This window comes from Rhodococcus sp. NPDC079359, from assembly GCF_040702585.1.
GTDB lineage: Bacteria > Actinomycetota > Actinomycetes > Mycobacteriales > Mycobacteriaceae > Rhodococcoides.
On record NZ_JBFBLH010000006.1, the window covers coordinates 119412 to 135185 of the forward strand.

The 15774-nt window shown below is 64.8% G+C and carries 16 protein-coding genes; 6 read left to right on the forward strand and 10 right to left on the reverse strand.

The features are described 5' to 3' along the window. Positions 1–17: 17 nt before the first annotated feature. Positions 18–536 carry a GtrA family protein gene (locus AB0362_RS16040; protein WP_082899055.1) on the forward strand — a complete coding sequence of 173 codons (519 nt, stop codon included), beginning with the start codon at positions 18–20 and terminating at the stop codon, positions 534–536. Between the two features lie 594 nt (positions 537–1130). On the opposite strand, the gene rfbC is transcribed toward AB0362_RS16040, so the two are convergent. Then, complete coding sequence (gene rfbC / locus AB0362_RS16045; RefSeq protein WP_366235861.1) at positions 1131–1715, reverse strand: dTDP-4-dehydrorhamnose 3,5-epimerase; 585 nt, start codon at positions 1713–1715, stop codon at positions 1131–1133. Further along, positions 1712–2584, reverse strand: coding sequence for a glucose-1-phosphate thymidylyltransferase RfbA (rfbA, locus tag AB0362_RS16050; protein ID WP_317548914.1), 873 nt, complete (start codon positions 2582–2584; stop codon positions 1712–1714). The genes rfbC and rfbA overlap by 4 nt, the downstream gene beginning before the upstream one ends. A gap of 129 nt (positions 2585–2713) precedes the next feature. Between rfbA and AB0362_RS16055 the strand changes: the two genes are divergently transcribed. Beyond that, the gene (locus AB0362_RS16055) at positions 2714–3232 is read left to right on the forward strand and encodes a maleylpyruvate isomerase family mycothiol-dependent enzyme (RefSeq protein ID WP_317784820.1); all 519 of its coding nucleotides are present in this window, start codon (positions 2714–2716) and stop codon (positions 3230–3232) included. A 16-nt stretch (positions 3233–3248) separates the two neighbouring features. Here the strand turns inward: AB0362_RS16055 and AB0362_RS16060 are convergent, their stop codons facing one another. From AB0362_RS16060 to AB0362_RS16070, 3 genes are read right to left on the reverse strand one after another with little or no spacing between them, the layout of a single operon-like run. Then, the gene (locus tag AB0362_RS16060; protein ID WP_317784821.1) at positions 3249–3617 is read right to left on the reverse strand and encodes a hypothetical protein; all 369 of its coding nucleotides are present in this window, start codon (positions 3615–3617) and stop codon (positions 3249–3251) included. Beyond that, positions 3614–4822, reverse strand: a complete 1209-nt coding sequence (locus AB0362_RS16065) for a hypothetical protein (protein WP_317784822.1) — start codon at positions 4820–4822, stop codon at positions 3614–3616. Before AB0362_RS16065 ends, AB0362_RS16060 begins: the two co-directional genes overlap by 4 nt. Further along, positions 4819–5595 (reverse strand): hypothetical protein, encoded by a 777-nt coding sequence (locus AB0362_RS16070; RefSeq protein WP_366235862.1) that lies wholly within the window; start codon positions 5593–5595, stop codon positions 4819–4821. The genes AB0362_RS16065 and AB0362_RS16070 overlap by 4 nt, the downstream gene beginning before the upstream one ends. A gap of 225 nt (positions 5596–5820) precedes the next feature. Between AB0362_RS16070 and rfbB the strand changes: the two genes are divergently transcribed. Beyond that, positions 5821–6825, forward strand: a complete 1005-nt coding sequence (rfbB, locus tag AB0362_RS16075; RefSeq protein ID WP_094681701.1) for a dTDP-glucose 4,6-dehydratase — start codon at positions 5821–5823, stop codon at positions 6823–6825. An 8-nt stretch (positions 6826–6833) separates the two neighbouring features. Here rfbB and AB0362_RS16080 read toward each other — a convergent pair whose 3' ends face one another. The 5 genes from AB0362_RS16080 to AB0362_RS16100 are packed head-to-tail and all read right to left on the reverse strand — an operon-like array spanning position 6834 to position 12364. Beyond that, complete coding sequence (locus AB0362_RS16080) at positions 6834–7670, reverse strand: glycosyltransferase family A protein (RefSeq protein WP_366235863.1); 837 nt, start codon at positions 7668–7670, stop codon at positions 6834–6836. Further along, positions 7667–8134, reverse strand: a complete 468-nt coding sequence (locus tag AB0362_RS16085; RefSeq protein ID WP_068054828.1) for a GtrA family protein — start codon at positions 8132–8134, stop codon at positions 7667–7669. Before AB0362_RS16085 ends, AB0362_RS16080 begins: the two co-directional genes overlap by 4 nt. Next, a complete protein-coding gene (locus AB0362_RS16090; RefSeq protein ID WP_366235864.1) occupies positions 8131–9072 on the reverse strand; it encodes an NAD(P)-dependent oxidoreductase in 942 nt (313 codons plus the stop codon). The genes AB0362_RS16085 and AB0362_RS16090 overlap by 4 nt, the downstream gene beginning before the upstream one ends. Next, on the reverse strand, positions 9069–10097 hold the full coding sequence (locus tag AB0362_RS16095) for a glycosyltransferase (RefSeq protein WP_317549078.1): 1029 nt from the start codon (positions 10095–10097) through the stop codon (positions 9069–9071). Before AB0362_RS16095 ends, AB0362_RS16090 begins: the two co-directional genes overlap by 4 nt. Before the next feature lie 14 nt (positions 10098–10111). Then, positions 10112–12364, reverse strand: coding sequence for a hypothetical protein (locus AB0362_RS16100; protein ID WP_366235865.1), 2253 nt, complete (start codon positions 12362–12364; stop codon positions 10112–10114). Between the two features lie 174 nt (positions 12365–12538). Here AB0362_RS16100 and AB0362_RS16105 point away from each other — a divergent pair, with 174 nt between their 5' ends. From AB0362_RS16105 to AB0362_RS16115, 3 genes are read left to right on the forward strand one after another with little or no spacing between them, the layout of a single operon-like run. Beyond that, positions 12539–14326 (forward strand): amidohydrolase family protein, encoded by a 1788-nt coding sequence (locus AB0362_RS16105; RefSeq protein WP_366235866.1) that lies wholly within the window; start codon positions 12539–12541, stop codon positions 14324–14326. Continuing rightward, a complete protein-coding gene (locus AB0362_RS16110) occupies positions 14323–14928 on the forward strand; it encodes a TetR/AcrR family transcriptional regulator (RefSeq protein ID WP_366235867.1) in 606 nt (201 codons plus the stop codon). The genes AB0362_RS16105 and AB0362_RS16110 overlap by 4 nt, the downstream gene beginning before the upstream one ends. Continuing rightward, positions 14925–15758, forward strand: coding sequence for an alpha/beta fold hydrolase (locus tag AB0362_RS16115; RefSeq protein WP_366235868.1), 834 nt, complete (start codon positions 14925–14927; stop codon positions 15756–15758). The genes AB0362_RS16110 and AB0362_RS16115 overlap by 4 nt, the downstream gene beginning before the upstream one ends. The last annotated feature ends 16 nt before the right edge of the window (positions 15759–15774 follow it).

Sequence of the window (15774 nt, forward strand, 5' to 3'; positions counted from 1 at the left end):
GGCTAGTGTCAGTCCTCGTGTCCACCCCCGACCGCTCCGCAGAAGAAGGCTCCACGGGCGACGATTGGTCGCCCGAGAACGACGAGTTGCAGCATCACGTCCCGCTCCCCGTCGAGTTGCCGCTGACCGAGAACATCGCCGACGCGGCCCTCGATCTCAAGACGCAGGTGGTGCGTTTCTTGGCGACGGGTGTGCTGTCGGCCATCGTCGACCAGGGCGTCAACCTGATCTTGCACTTCGTGTTCGGTGTCGGTGTGACGCTGGCCAAGGCCATCGGCTTCGTACTCGGAACGACGACGGCCTACCTGATCAACCGTCGCTGGACGTTCAACGCGGCCCCGTCACGGGCCCGGTTCTTCGCCGTCGTCGCGCTGTACGGAGTCACCTTCGCCGTCCAGGTCGGCATCTACACCTGGCTCTACCAGGCTCTTCCCGACGGCTTCTGGTACGCCAACGTGGCCTTCGTCATCGCGCAGGGCACGGCGACGGTCATCAACTTCCTCGTCCAGCGATTCGTGATCTTCAAAATCCGCTGAGTCGCGGGGTTGCCGCCGGGGGTTCGCAGGCGCGGATTCGCCTCCGTGAGGTTCGCCCCGGGGGTTCGCCAGCGCGGGTTCGCCCCGTGAGGTTCGCAAACGCGCGCGCACTTGCCAAATGCGCGCATTCTCGTCAACGGTCAGGGGCGATTCTGCGCGCGTCTGACGAATGCGAGCGCGTTTGCCTGGATTTGGCGTCGTCGCCGTCGTCGCCTCGTCCCGCCGCTCAGGAGAAGTTGGGCAGGTCTCCGTGTTCGAGGGCTTCGGCGAGGGTGGGGGCGGCCTTGTCCTTGCGGGGGGTTCGCAAATGCGCGCGCACTTGCCAAATGCGCGCATTCTCGTCAACGGTCAGGGGCGATTCTGCGCGCGTCTGACGAATGCGAGCGCGTTTGCCCGGATCTGGTGGTGCCGCCTCGTCCCGCCGCTCACGAGAAGTTCGGCAGGTCTCCGCGTTCGAGGGCGTCGGCGAGGGTGGGTGCGGCCTTGACTTTGCCGGGGGTTCGCAAACGCGCGCATTCTCGTCAACGGTCAGGGGCGATTTTGCGCGCGTCTGACGAATGCGAGCGCGTTTGCCTGGATTTGGCGTCCCGCCGCTCACGAGAAGTTCGGCAGGTCTCCGTGTTCGAGGGCTTCGGCGAGGGTAGGAGCGGCTTTGTCCTTGTCGGAGAGTTCGTAGGTCAGGGGTGTGCCGTCGCGGGCGGTGGTGGGCCAGTCGATGCCCAGGGCGGGGTCGAGTGGGTTGATGTCGCGGTCCAAGGCCGGGGTGTATTCGAGGGTGCACAGGTACATGACGGTCGAGTTGTCTTCCAGGGACAAGATGGCGTGGCCGAGTCCTTCGGAGAGGAAGACTGCTTTGCGGTCGACGTCGTCGATCAGCACGCTGTCCCACTGCCCGAATGTCGGTGATCCGACGCGCAGGTCGACGATGACATCGAGGAAGGCTCCGCGGGCGCAGGTGACGTATTTCGCCTGCCCGGGTGGGTTGGTGGTGAAGTGGATCCCGCGTAGGACCCCGGCAGCGGAGACCGAGCAGTTCGCCTGCAGCAGCTCCAACGACCGCCCGGTGGTGGCCTCGAACGCCGATGCTTTGAACCATTCGAAGAACACTCCGCGGTCGTCGCCGAACTGACGTGGGGTGTACTCGTAGGCACCGGATATTTTCAGTTCACGAAAGGTCATCGGTTCCCTCGGTCGATCAATTCCAGCAGGTAGCGGCCGTACCCGGACTTGACGAGTGTCTCGGCGCGCACGCGCAGTTCGTCGTCGGTGATGAATCCTCGTCGCCAGGCCACTTCTTCGGGGGATCCGATCTTGAGGCCTTGGCGTTGTTCGATGGTGCGCACGTAGTTCGAGGCGTCGAGCAGGGAGTCGAAGGTGCCGGTGTCGAGCCAGGCGGTCCCGCGCGGCAGGACTTCGACGTGGAGGCGGCCGGCCTCCAAATAGTGGCGGTTGACGTCGGTGATCTCGTACTCCCCACGCGCGGACGGCTCGAGGTCGCGGGCGATGGCGATGACGTCGTTGTCGTAGAAGTACAGGCCGGGGACGGCGTAGTTCGATTTCGGGGCGGCGGGTTTTTCTTCGAGGGAGATGGCTTTACGGTTGTCGTCGAATTCGATGACGCCGTAGGCGGTGGGGTCGGAGACCTCGTAGGCGAACACGGCTCCGCCGTCGATGTGATCGAAACGCGACAGTTGGGTGCCCAGGCCGGGGCCGTAGAAGATGTTGTCGCCCAACACCAATGCCGCGGAGTCGGTGCCGATGTGCTCGGCACCCAATACGAAGGCTTGGGCGAGACCGTTCGGCTCGTGTTGGACCTTGTAGGTCAAGTCGATGCCGAACTGGGAGCCGTCACCGAGGAGGCGCGTGAATTGGTCGGCGTCCTGCGGGGTGGTGATGATGAGGATCTCGCGGATCCCGGCCAGGATCAGTGTCGAGAGCGGGTAGTAGATCATCGGTTTGTCGTAGACCGGGACCAGCTGCTTGCTGACGCCCATCGTGATCGGATGAAGACGCGAGCCCGTGCCGCCCGCCAGAATGATTCCCCGCATGACCGCGAAGTCTTCCAGACCCTCCGATCACCCGCTCGCTTGTGCCTGCCCCGTTTCTGCTGCGTGAGCTCCGAGGTGCACTTACGCTCGCCGCATACCCAGCTTCCGAGAGAACCGAGGACAAGCCACGTGACGACAACGAACCAGATCTCCACCGGTATCGATCAGGTCACCGCTCTGCTCTCCACAGTGACCGAAGCCGAACGCGCATCGGCCACGCCCTGCACCGAGTGGACCGTCGCCGAGCTGACGGACCACCTGGTGAACACCGCGGCCAACTTGGTGACCATGGCTCGGGGTGGCGAGATCGATTGGTCGGCGTCGCCCGAACCGTCGTCGGATCCGATTCCGCTGTGGACGGAGCGGACTCGCGAACTGCTGGCCGAGATCGATGCAGGTTCACCATTGCCGCTCGGCATGGTGGCTGCGGAACTCTCGGTGCACGCGTGGGATCTCGCGACCGCACTCGGGCGCGGCACGGACGATCTCGACCAGACGGTGGCGGAGGAGGGGATGGTGTTCATGTCGGCCAACATGACCGACGAACGACGAGGCGGTGCTTTCGATCCTGAGCAGCCTGCACCCGACAGCGCAAACGCGTACGAGCGGTTGGCGGCCTTCGCCGGACGCACTGTCCGAGGGTCCTGACAGTTCCAGCGGCCGATCACTCCCACGGGATTCGGTACGGCGAAGTTCCGGTCTCGGTGATCGGAGTCGGCCATTCGGCCGGCCACAGGATCTGCGGATCGGCCTTGAGCTCTTCGACTTCCGGTGGCACCGGAGTTGCGTCCACCTCGACACGTTCCCAACTGCATTCACCCGACGCGACGCGGGTCGCGTAGTGGATCAGGTCGGCCGATGCCCGGCGTGAGGACGCCAGGCGGGCCAGCAGTTCCGCTGTGACGTATCGGGTTCCCGCCGGAGCTTTCAGATCGGTGTTCAGGGCCCGCGTGCGCGCGGCCTCGAGCTCACCGCAGGATGTCATCAGACGGTCGTACGCGGCTCGGGCGTGTGGAGGCAGTGACTGGATCATGCGTCCCGCCAGGGTTCGTCGCCGGTGCCAACGGAGAAGTCCTCGTCCGGAGTGTCGAGGACCGGTCGGATATCCGCGGTCTTTCCCGCTTCGACGGACTGCTTGCCGTGGTCGAGGAAGTCGTTCAATGGGCGTAACGTGTCGTCGATCTTCTTGCCCACCTGGCTCTCGGGATCGCCGAGCGCGTCGAGGAACGCGCCGAAGTCGTCGACCACCTGCTCGATCTTCGCAATGAGTTCCTTGGTCAGATCCATTGCTGTCCAGCAGATTTCGATGATACTTTCGACCTGCCAGGCCGTGCCCACCATCGGTACCTTCTTGATCATGACCTTCAACGCACCGCGGGCGTTGTCGACGGCGACCTCCGATTCGAGAAGTTCGACGACTTTCCGAACCACTGCCAGCGCAGCGTCACGGAGTTGTTCGGATATCACTGCACAGACCGCGGAAATCGTGCGGCCTGCGGGCCCCTCCCATCGCATTGCGGCCAGTTGTCGGTCGGCGTAATCGGTGAATGCCTGTGCGGCAGCGCCGTGCCAGTAGGCGTCCACGCGCCCCACACCTGCCGCGAACGACTCCGACGCAGCTTCCATGGCGTCGCCTGCGATCTGATATGCCTGGCCGATTCTCCTGATTTCGTTCCAGTTGCCGGTGATCGGCATTGTCGCTTCGTTCAGGGGGCTCCACCCGCAGAGTTCGAAAATCGTTGTGTCGATCTCTCCGAGCCAGCCCGCGGCATCGTCGAGCAATTCTCGGACTTCGTCGACGACGGGATTCGGCGCGGGATAGTCGATCCCGTGGGGCCGTCCGTAGTCGGCCGCTCCGTCGAATTCATCCACGTGGCCGACGGCGGCACGATCCGAGCTGCCTCGATCGATGCCCGGTAGTGGCGTCGCGCTTGTGTGAGCGTTCAGCAGGTCATAGTTTCGCTGATCCTGATCGGCATACAGCCATGCCGCTCTGTTGAGTTCTGCACCCATTTCCCCGCAGTTGGCGGACAGGTGAACCTGCCGAGTGCGTGTCATCTCCTGAAACCGTGCGAGGTACGGCTGAAGTCGTTTCAGAATCTGCCCAACCACGTTCTCGCTCAGGCCCGCATGATCGAGCAGATAACGATGACTGGCCAGAGTGTCGCCGCCGATGCGATCGAGAAGATGTCCGAGGCCGGCTATTTCCGAGGATCTGGCGATCAGCGGTTCGGTCATTGCGTCGCGGTCCTTCTCAGTGACGAGATGAGGCCGTCGACGTCCTCATCGGAGAGTGCGTTCTCGACATCACGGTCGGCAAGTACGACGAAGACCGCGACCTCTGCCGTGGCGAAACCGGTAGTGGTGACAACGTCGAATGTGGCGCGGGGAGGAGGGCAGTACGGCGAATCCGGTATGTCTTCCACCAGGGCTGTGTAGCGGACAGCCGGGACTCCGTCGACCTGTAGATACCTGGGGTCGCTGATCTGAACAGTGGGTGCCAGTGAACCGTCTCGGTTGGTGAAGATCATCGACGCCTTCTGCGCTTCTTGATAGGCGAGGACAGTCAAGTCCCCGGCACGTCGACCGGTCATTCCGCTGATCGCCGAAGACTCGAACTCACCCCCCTCGCAATCGAATCGACCGTGGAGGCCCATTGCGCCGTACGTTGCGGTCGACCCGTCCTCGCCGACCCACTCCGAGAAACCGTCGTTCCAATTTTCCCAGTCCGCAGGAATATCGTAGGTCCAGCCGAATTTGGTGGCGATGGGCTGCGGTTGGCCGTCGGGCACCTCGATCTTCGGTGGCGGCCGGTTCATGGACGGAAACCCCCGCGGCATTGGTGGCGGGGCTGTCGTCGAGCCCCTGGGTTCCGGCGACACCGGCGGCAGAGTCTGTACCCCCTCGTACGGCTCGGGCACCTGCGGTGCCAGCTGCGGGATTGCCCACATGATTCCGAACAGCAGTGCCACCGATGCCGCGAGACGCAGCAGAATGTATCGAAGACGCATCGTCACTCCCCCCGAAGTCGAAGAGAAGCTAGCACGCGCGCCCGACATGCTTGGTCGACCTCCGGACGCGGTGCAACTATCGCTCCACTCGACGGTCCGATCGCCGGGAACCTACCCACCGAGGCGTCGAGTGGAGCATCCCGTGCAGCGACACCTGCGCTGGAATGGCCTGCGGACCCAGACAAGAACGGCCCGCAGGAGCATCCCCCGGTAAAGTGCCGGTACATGAGAATTCTCGTCACGGGTGGGGCCGGGTTCATCGGCGCGAACTTCGTACATCAGACCCTCGCGCAGCGTCCCGACTCCCAGGTCACCGTGCTCGACAAGCTCACCTACGCCGGCAACAAAGCCTCCCTCGACCCGGTGGCGGATCGCATCGAGTTCGTCCACGGCGACATCGCCGACGCCGATCTCGTGGACCGCCTCGTCCGCGAAACCGATCTGGTCGTCCACTTCGCCGCCGAATCCCACAACGACAACTCGTTGACCGACCCGTGGCCGTTCGTGCACACCAACGTCATCGGCACCACCACCTTGCTCAACGCGGTCCGCGAGCACGACGTCCGCTACCACCACATCTCCACAGACGAGGTCTACGGCGATCTCGAACTCGACGACCCGGCGCGGTTCACCGAATCGACCCCGTACAACCCGTCGAGCCCGTACTCCTCCACCAAAGCCTCGAGCGACCTGTTGGTGCGTGCCTGGACCCGATCGTTCGGGGTTCGCTCCACCATCTCCAACTGCTCGAACAACTACGGCCCGTACCAGCACGTGGAGAAGTTCATCCCACGTCAGATCACCAACATCCTCAGTGGCTCCCGGCCCAAGCTCTACGGGGCAGGACAGAACGTGCGCGACTGGATCCATGTCGACGACCACAACAGCGCCGTCTGGGCGATCATCGACGGCGGCCGCATCGGCGAGACCTACCTCATCGGAGCCGACGGCGAAGCCAACAACCGCACCGTCCTCGAAGCGATCCTCGAAGAAACCGGCAACGCACCGGACGCGTTCGATTTCGTCACCGACCGCCCCGGCCACGATCTGCGCTACGCCATCGACTCCACCAAGCTCCGCACCGAATTGGGTTGGACACCAACCTATGTCGACTTCCGGGCAGGCTTGAAAGCCACCATCGACTGGTACCGGGAGAACGAGCAGTGGTGGCGACCGCAGAAAGACGCCACCGAGGCGGTCTACGCGGCGAAAGAATCCGTACTGCCCTGAAGCCGGAGCTAACTACTGCGTGACATTCGATGGCGCAGCAGCAGGTACACCGCGCGACGCATGAACGACGTCATCAGGGCCTTGGCGTTGCCGATGTGAACGTCGTTGTCGGACAACAACGTCGGGTCGCTGGCCTGCAGCGAGCGGTGGAAGTCCGCGGCCTGGCGTGCCTGCTGTGTCGCCAGTTCCACGCTCCACTGTCCCGAGTTGATGCGGAACGACGCCAGTGGTTGCGGAATGGCCACGATGTCGCCTCGTAGCGCAACTGCGATGAAGGTGGCCTGGTCGATCAGGTAGGGATGGCTGTTGTCCCACAGCCCGATCTCGCGGAGTTCCGACAGCTTCATCATGACGCCGCCGGGTTCGCCGAAGATGTTGGCACCGGACCGAACTGCGGTTCGAGCGGCGACTCGACCCGATACCGTTCCGTGCAGTCCACCGAGCCCGCGGGCGGCGATGACCGTCTTGCCGTAGGCGTCGATCAGCGTCCGCTGTGCGGCGACCAGAACGGCGGACGGGTTGTCGTCGAAAGCCCGCACCTGGGTGTCCAGCGCGGTGGGCGCGATGGTGTCGTCACCGCAGACGAGCTTGATCAGCTCGCCCGTGGCTTCCTCGGTGACGCGGTTCCAGTTGGCTTGTGCTCCGCCGCCGGCCGGGGTTGTCAGCAGGCGGATCCGTGGGTCGTCGAACTTCTGCGCGACGGCGAGGGTTCCGTCGGTCGACGAGTGATCGGCGATGACCAGTTCGAAGTCCGTGAACGTCTGGGCAAGAATCGAATCGATGGTCTCGGCCAAGTACTCGGCGTTGTTGTACGCCGGGACGACTACGGAAACACGGGGCGTCATGATGTGGGGGCCTGGCTCTTTCTGCGGAACGAGAAGTCGCGGTAGCCGAAGAAGCTGACGACTGCCATCACGGCTGTGACGACCAATTGTGAAGGGATGGGCGGGAAGTGGAAGACGGACACGGCGATCGTCATCAGGGAGATGTTGGCGACGAACGCGCCGAAGTTCACGACGAAGAACCGCAGCAGATCACGTAGGAAGTGACCTCGCACGCGGAACACCAGGTAGCGGTACATCGCGAACGCGCACAGCACGTTGCAGAGATAGCCGAGCACGATCGCGGCGTGGTATCCGTACTGCTCGCCGATCAGCAACTGCCACAGGATGAACCACGCGGTACCCAATGCGGTGTTGACGCCGCCGACGAGCAGGAACGCGATTTTCTGATTCTTGACGATGCGCATCAGCGGCCCCGGCGCGCCGTTCATGCCCGCCGGGGGAGCAGGAGTCTGTGGTTCGGTCATCGACCCACCGCCAGTGCTTGACGCGTCGCGAACAGGGTCGACGCAATACCTGCGGGCAATGTTCGGTGCGTTCGGCGATCGATCTGCGGCCATACCGTCGACCGCAGCCGTAGATCGCGACCCTGGAACACCGCCAATGGGGACGCCGCCAACACCACGTTCGGTCGACGGCGGAACACCGTCCGGCAGGCTCCGAGAATCGAGCCGATGGTCACGGCCTCACCGGAGGCGAAGATCTTGATCGTCGGCGATATTCGTCGCGTGGCCGACATGGCAAGGGTGTCGGCGACCATCTCGGCCGCGTCGGACACGTAGAGGTAGTCGCGCAACGTGTCCATCGGGACGTAGATGGACACGGGGGAGGCCATGAGGTATCCCCGGCACAGGTGCGAGATCAGGCCCTGCGGTTTCGCGAGGTTCTGCCCCGGCCCGTATAGGTTCGCGAACCGGCCGATGGCCACGTTGATGCCGGTGCGTTCACCGAACTCGGTCGCGATGGCCTCGGACTGCAGCTTGGCAAAACCGTAGTCGCCCAACGGAACCGGGTTCGTTCCCTCGTGATGTGGGGCACCCGTCGCGCCGGCGTAGACGCCTCCGGCGGACGAGGCGAGGAACACGGTGCCGGTGCCCGCGCGGTCGGCGGCGACGGCCTCGATATGCGCCAGGACGGTGCGGATCAGGCCGTTCTCTTCGGCGAATTGTGCTGCGCTGGTTCCGTTCACGCCCGCGCCCGCGGCCCAGATCACGTTCCAGGTACCGTCGGCGAAGGAGTCGAAGAACTCCGAACAGCGCTGCAGCAGAGCCTGTTCGGCGGACACCGTGTCCGACCACGGGATGGTGCTGGTGTGCACTCGATGCCCGCGACGACCGGCCTCCCGGGTCACCGCAGCGCCGAGTAGCCCGCCGCTACCGACGATCCACGTGTGTGTCGCGGTCACGCCGGCGGTGCAGGTTCGGTCGATGGCGCAGTGCGCCCGAGCGGGCCGTTTCCCGGGTCGGTGACGATCAGGTACGGCGGCTTGCCCATGGCGGTCTTGACGTTGACGCCCACGTACTCGGCCACCACACCGAGAGAGAACAGTGTTGCTCCGAAGCCGAACAACAGGATCACCATCGTCGATGCCCAGCCTCGTACCTCGGCGCCCGAATCGAAGACGAAGTACGACACCAGCACGTACGCCACCAGAATGAGGCCGAGTACCGCGAAGGCGATGCCGATGAAGCTGACCAGTCGCAGGCCCTTCGTGCCGCTCGAGAGCACCATCCGCCAGAAGTGCGAGAGCAAGGTACGCAGTCGGTAGCCCGATCGACGGTCCACCTCTTCGCGCAACGCCACCGGGCTGGTCGTAACGTCGCCTGCGATCCAGCCGAGTGCGATGTCCAGGTACGCCTCGGAACCGGCGTAGGCGGCGACGGAGCGACCGACTTCACCGAGCACCAGGCGGTAGCTCTGGTAGTCGATGGTGTTGTCCCCGGCCAGTGCCTTGGCGATCAGCCACTTCGAACCCTTGGACGCTGCGTTGCGCCACATCCCATGCGGTGCGACGTTGGTGGGCTTGGCGTAGACGACGGTGGACTGCTGGTCGAGGGCAGTATCCAGCATGCCGCCGATCGCCGCCGGATCGTGCTGTCCGTCCTCGTCCATCGTGACGATCCACTCGCCGCCGCTCGAGGCCATGCCGGCGAGGGTGGCGGGATGCTGACCGAAATTTCGGCTCAGCCACACCCCGCGAACGAACGTGTGCGCGGCCGTGAGCTGGCGAATCACCGCGGCAGAGTTGTCGGGTCCGTGATCGAAGACGAGCAGAACTTCCTCGACGATCATCGGCCGCCCGAGGGGAGTATGCGTCACCTGCGTCAGCGGAAGGATCTCGTCCATCAACGCGCTGAGCGTCCGTTCGCCCTGGTAGACCGGTACCACGATGGAGATGCGGTGCGGATCAGCAGCAGAGTCGTCGGACATCACGAGGTCTGAGCCTATCTGCTCGACGTCCCAGCGCCGAACTCCCGAGAACTCGAATTTCTGCGCCGTCGCACATCGAGCACCACCAGGCCGACCAGCAACAGCGTCCCGCCGGCCATCGCGGCCAGTCCGAGTCGTTCGCCGGGCGGTCGGAAGGTGATGTGCAGGTCCGCGTTCTCGGTGCCGGGCGGCAGGTCGACGTAGAGGAAGATGTCGGCCAGCCCCTTCGTCTGCAGCTCCTCACCGTTCAGTGTCGCGGTGTAGCCGGGCCAGGCCAGACGCGAGAACACGACGCTGCCACCGTTGGGTGCGCTGACGTCGACGTGCTCCGAGTCCGCATCGGACGATCGGGGTTCGGCCGTGGCGTTCACGGTCGCGACGACGCGTCCCGACGACGCGGGAAGCAACCCGTCGACGCGTTCGAGGACGTAGATCTGGCGAGCGGACTCGGGCGTGGGCGCGGTCACCCACATCCAGCCTGCGGGTGCGGGCCGGGAGTTCGCGAGCGGATACTGGTTCTTCTGCAGCACGATTCGATCGAGTTGCATCAGGTCGGCGTACGTCTTGCCGGTGTACGGCTCGATCTCGAACACGCGCCGGAAGGCGTCCGTGCAGGTCGATCCCTCGTGCTCGAAGCACAGCAGGTTGGCGAAGTCGAGATAGCCGACGGGGGTGTACGCGTTGACGTAGTCCAGGCCCATGATCTTGGCGGAGTTGCCGTACACCTGGGAGTGCCAGGGCAGCCGGGGGTCGTCGGGTCCGTCGGCTGCGGTTTCGGTGAGCGCACGGCTACCGAGTTGCAGAGTCGCGCCCTGCCACTGTGGGAACTCGGCCTTGGCCTCGGATTGGGACGTGGGCAGCCACCACTTGGCGAAGGGCGGTTCGTAGGTGGCCACCTGGTACATCGCGACCGGCGCGATGGTGACCAGGAGCAGCGCCGCAGTGGCCCGGGTGGAGAAGCGGTGGGCCAGCAGCAGAGCGAGCGCGCCGACGAGCAGGATCACCAGCGCAGCGAGGACGTGGCGACCGAAGAATTCCGGGCCCGACGAGCCGGCGCGAAGCAGCAGTACCAGCGTCAGCAGGCCGGCCGCGAGCAGCCGAGGCCGCAGCTTGTCGAGCGTTCCGTACCGGCTGATCAGGGTCACCACGAGAATAAGTGCGACGAGGGCGACGAACGGCAGAATGCGGGCGGGCCAGCGGATCGGTCCGATGTCGCTGGGACCTGCGGTGAAGATCAAGGCGAACGCCAGCATGATCAGCGGTGCCGCCAGCTCGCGCAGAGCCGCGGGCACCCGACGCCAGGCGATGAACGCCAGCGCGGGCACCACGAACCAGGCGATGTAGGTGACCGGCGATTCGGTGGTCTCGCCCGCCCAGGATTCGATGCTCGTCACCGCGGTCGGGATGCTCGCGGTGAGCGATTCCGACCACGGTGCCGTCAGGAAGTTGTCGTTGAACGTGCCTTCGTCACCACTGCGCCAGGTAACCGCGGACGTGAGCACTCCGGGCAGGAAGGTGACGGCCCCGCACGCGGCGGCAGCGATGCCCACCGCGCACACCTTCAGTGCCGGACGCCACAGCCGCTGGAACAGTCGTTCGCCGATGGCGACGGATCCGATCATCACTCCGGCCATCACCGCGGCGTGGACGTATCCCACGCTGATGGCGAGGTAGAGGAAGGCGAACGGCACGATCGGACCGCTGCGACCGCGGGCGTAGGACACCGAACTCGCCCAGGCGTTCATGATCCACGCGGTGCCCATCAGCGCGGTCACCCACGAGGTGTTCTCGAAGAAGAGCGTGAAACCAACGAACGGTGCGCTCGCGCCCGCTACCGCAGCCCAGTTGGCTCGCGCTCCGTAGGCCAGAGCGACTCGAAACACGCCCCAGGCCAACAGAATCGAGAAGCCCAGTTTGACGACCGTTGCCAGCAGTACCAGGTTGTCGATCGACGGCGAGATGTAGTTGATCGCCATCTGCACGGGATTCCACAGGCCGCCCTGGCCCTCGACCGGGTAGTTGCCGGCCATCCACTGATCGAGCACCAGCGAGGGGAATTGCCCGTCGCGCATGATGCGTCCGAGTTGGAGCCAGTTGGGTACGGCACCCGATTCGGTGTCGTCGATGTAGAAGAAACGGGGATCGACGCTGAGCACCAGGAGATAGCCGAGGACCACCACTGCAGCGACCGCTGCTCCCCACGCGAGGCGCTCTCTCCTGCTGTCGGGCAGGGCGGCGCGCGCGATGTGGGTATCCGTGGGGGTCAAGGGTCAACTCCGTGAGTTCGGGCAAAGACACTCGACTGTATCTCTCGAGGTGTCCAGGAACCGAAACGTCGACGCGCGAAACACGCAGGTGATCGCGAGACGGCCGACTCGGTACGGCTATTGCGAGTGACCACTCTCTAAGTTAGATTGACCTCAATCTATGACGGAGGTCACATGAACTCAGACATCTCTTTCGACGTCGTCATCACCGGCGGCACTGTCTACGACGGATCCGGCCGTCCAGGAGTTCGAGCCGATGTGGGCATCGTCGACGGCGTCGTGCGGGCCGTGTCCTCCACCCCGCTCGAGGCGGGCCCGGCGACCGAGGTGGTCGACGCCACCGGTAAGTGGGTCACCCCGGGCTTCGTGGACGTACACACCCATTACGACGCGGAAGTGCTCGTCGGGCCCGGTCTCGAAGAATCCGTTCGGCACGGGGTCACGACGGTTCTACTGGGGAACTGTTCGTTGTCGACGCTCTACTCCACTCCGGTCGACATCGCTGATCTGTTCAGTCGGGTGGAGGCGCTGCCGCGCGATCATGTGCTCAAGGCCGTCGATACGCACAAGACGTGGACCAGCCCCGACGAGTACATCGCAGCGCTCGAGCGCCTGCCTCTGGGCCCCAACATCGCAGCCTTGGTCGGTCATTCTGATCTGCGTGCGCACGTGATGGGCTTGGACCGATCTACCGACCGAAGTCAGAAGCCAACCCGCGAGGAATGGCGCGCCATGTCGGACGCGCTCGAGAAGGCGCTCGATGCCGGGCTGCTCGGAATGTCGACGATGACGAACCCGTGGGACAAGCTGGACGGAGATCGGTACCGATCTCGTTCGCTGCCGTCCTCGTACGCACGGTGGAGCGAATTCCGTGCTCTGCACAAGATCCTGCGTAAGCGCGGCCGTCTGTTGCAGAGCATTCCGAACCTGAACACCAAGTACGACATGCTGTTCTTCCTCGCCTCGGCCACCGGCATCGGCCGCACTCCGCTCAAGATCTCGTTGCTGGCGGCGGCCGACGCGAAGGCCTCGCCGTGGATTCATCGGATCTTCGGCCCGCTCGCTCGCATCGTCAACGGGCCGGGCAAGGGACAGTTCCGCTGGCAGCACCTGCCCACCACATTCGACGTGTATTCCGATGGCATCGACCTCGTGGTGTTCGAAGAGTTCGGCTCGGGCCGCGCCGCGCTACATCTGCGAGAAGAGTTGGGCCGCAACGAGTTGCTGTCGGACGAGGCCTACCGCCGCTGGTTCCGCGCCGATTTCGAGAAGAAGTTCAGCTCGCGCGTCTGGCATCGAGACTTCGCCGACGCCGAGATCACCGAGTGTCCCGACGCGTCGGTCGTCGGCAAGAACGTCGCAGAGGTTGCGGCCGAACGCGGGGTACACGTGGTGGACGCGTTCCTCGATCTGGTGGTCGAGCACGGCCGAAAGCTGCGCTGGCACACGACGGTGGCCAATCATCGCAAGCGGCAGATGGACAAGCTGATCAACCAGCCCGGGGTGACCGTCGGCTTCTCCGACGCCGGTGCTCATCTGCGCAACATGGCGTTCTACAACTTCGGCATCCGGTTGCTGCACCGTGTGCACGACGCGCGCAACGATCGCCGACCCTTCATGACCGTGGAGAAGGCCGTGCACAAGCTCAGCGGCGAGCTGGCCGACTTCTACGGTCTCGACGCCGGACACGTGCGGGTGGGTGATCGCGCCGACATCGTGGTGATCGATCCGGCGGGCCTGGACGAGGAGGTCCTGGCCTACCGGGAGGAGACCATGCCGGAGTTCGGTGGTCTGAGTCGAATGGTCAACCGCAACGACCGGGCCGTGGCCGCTACCCTGGTCGCGGGCCGAGTGGTGTTCTCCGCTGGCACCTTTGCACCCTGGTTCGGTGTGTCGGAGCGGGCAGGTAGCTTCCTGCGGGCCGGCACACCTACGGCTCCGCGTCGCCGGGAGCGTGTGTGAGCCCGAGTCAACAACAGCGTCGGACCGAGACGATCGGAAAGTTACTCGACGCGACCATCGAGTCGTTGTGCGAGAAGGGCTATGCCGCAACCAGTGTCAGTGAGATCGTCAGCCGCGCAGGGGTGTCTTCCGGTGCCATGTTTCGGCATTTCGACACCAGGCTCGACCTGATCGTTGCCGCAGCAGACGAGGTTCGGCGACGTCAGTTCGTGGAGTTTCGCCGTGGCCTGTCCGGTTTCGGGAGCGCGTCGATCGAGCACTGCCTCGAACTGCTCAGGGCTGCATGCCGCGCTCCGATCAACGGTGCCTGGTACGAGCTGTTGACCGCGGCCCGCAGTGACGAGGAGCTGCGAGAGAGGCTGCAGCCGTTCACCGTTCGGTATCACGAGCAGATCGCCGAACTGGCTCGCACGCTACCGGTCGCCGGCGTGATCGATCCACGCCATCTGGAGACGGTGGTCTTCAGCGTGGTGCATCTGCTCGACGGCGAGGCGTTGGCCGCGGTGGTGCATCCGCAACCCGAGCAGGAGGCCATGCGGCTGAGGATGATCGCCCACTTGCTACGCGGCGGCACTCTGTACGCACTGAGCGACGTGGGATGACCCACTGGACGGTACGCACTCCGGGTGCCGAGCTTCCCGTCTTCGAATACGGGGACCCGGCGGCGAAGTCCACAGTGCTGCTGGCGCACGGCTATCCCGACAATCGTCACGTGTTCGATCCGCTGATCGCCGAGCTCGGCGACACGGTTCGGGTGATCGCGTACGACACGCGAGGCAGTGGAGCATCCGCGCTCGAGCACGAGGCGGACGTGTCCATCGAGCAGTTGGCGCGGGACGCCTTCGCGGTGGTCGAGTCGATTCCTGACCTCACCGGGAAGGTGCACGTCTTCGCCCACGACTGGGGGTCGGTCCAGATGTGGGAGGCGATGGCCTCGCCTCGCGCATCGACCGTGTTCGCGTCGTACACATCGGTGTCCGGGCCGAGTCTGGATCATCTGAGGCAGGTGGCACGGGCGCGGCTGGTGCGGCCGCATCGGTGGCCGTCGTTGGTGGGGCAGTTGGCCCGGTCCTGGTACGTCTTCGGGTTTCATGTACCCGTTCTGGGCAGACGGGTACCGGACTTGTTGGCACGGCTGAATGTCGAGGGTGAGCCGACCCCGACGGTGGCCGACCAGCAGCGCGGCATCACCCTCTACCGGGCGAACGTGTTGCGGCGTGTGCTCCGCGGGCCAGCTCCACGGTGCGCGGTCCCGACCACCGTGGTCGTACCGTCACACGACCGCATGCTGTCGACCAACCTCACCGACGGTCTCGATCGATGGATCCCCGATCTGCGCGTCGATCGAGTCGATGCCGGCCATTGGTGGCCGTACACGCACCCAGCCGACGCCGCCCGCGTGCTGATGGCGAGGGTGCAGGAAGCGGAGTAGACGGCGAGCGTCGAAC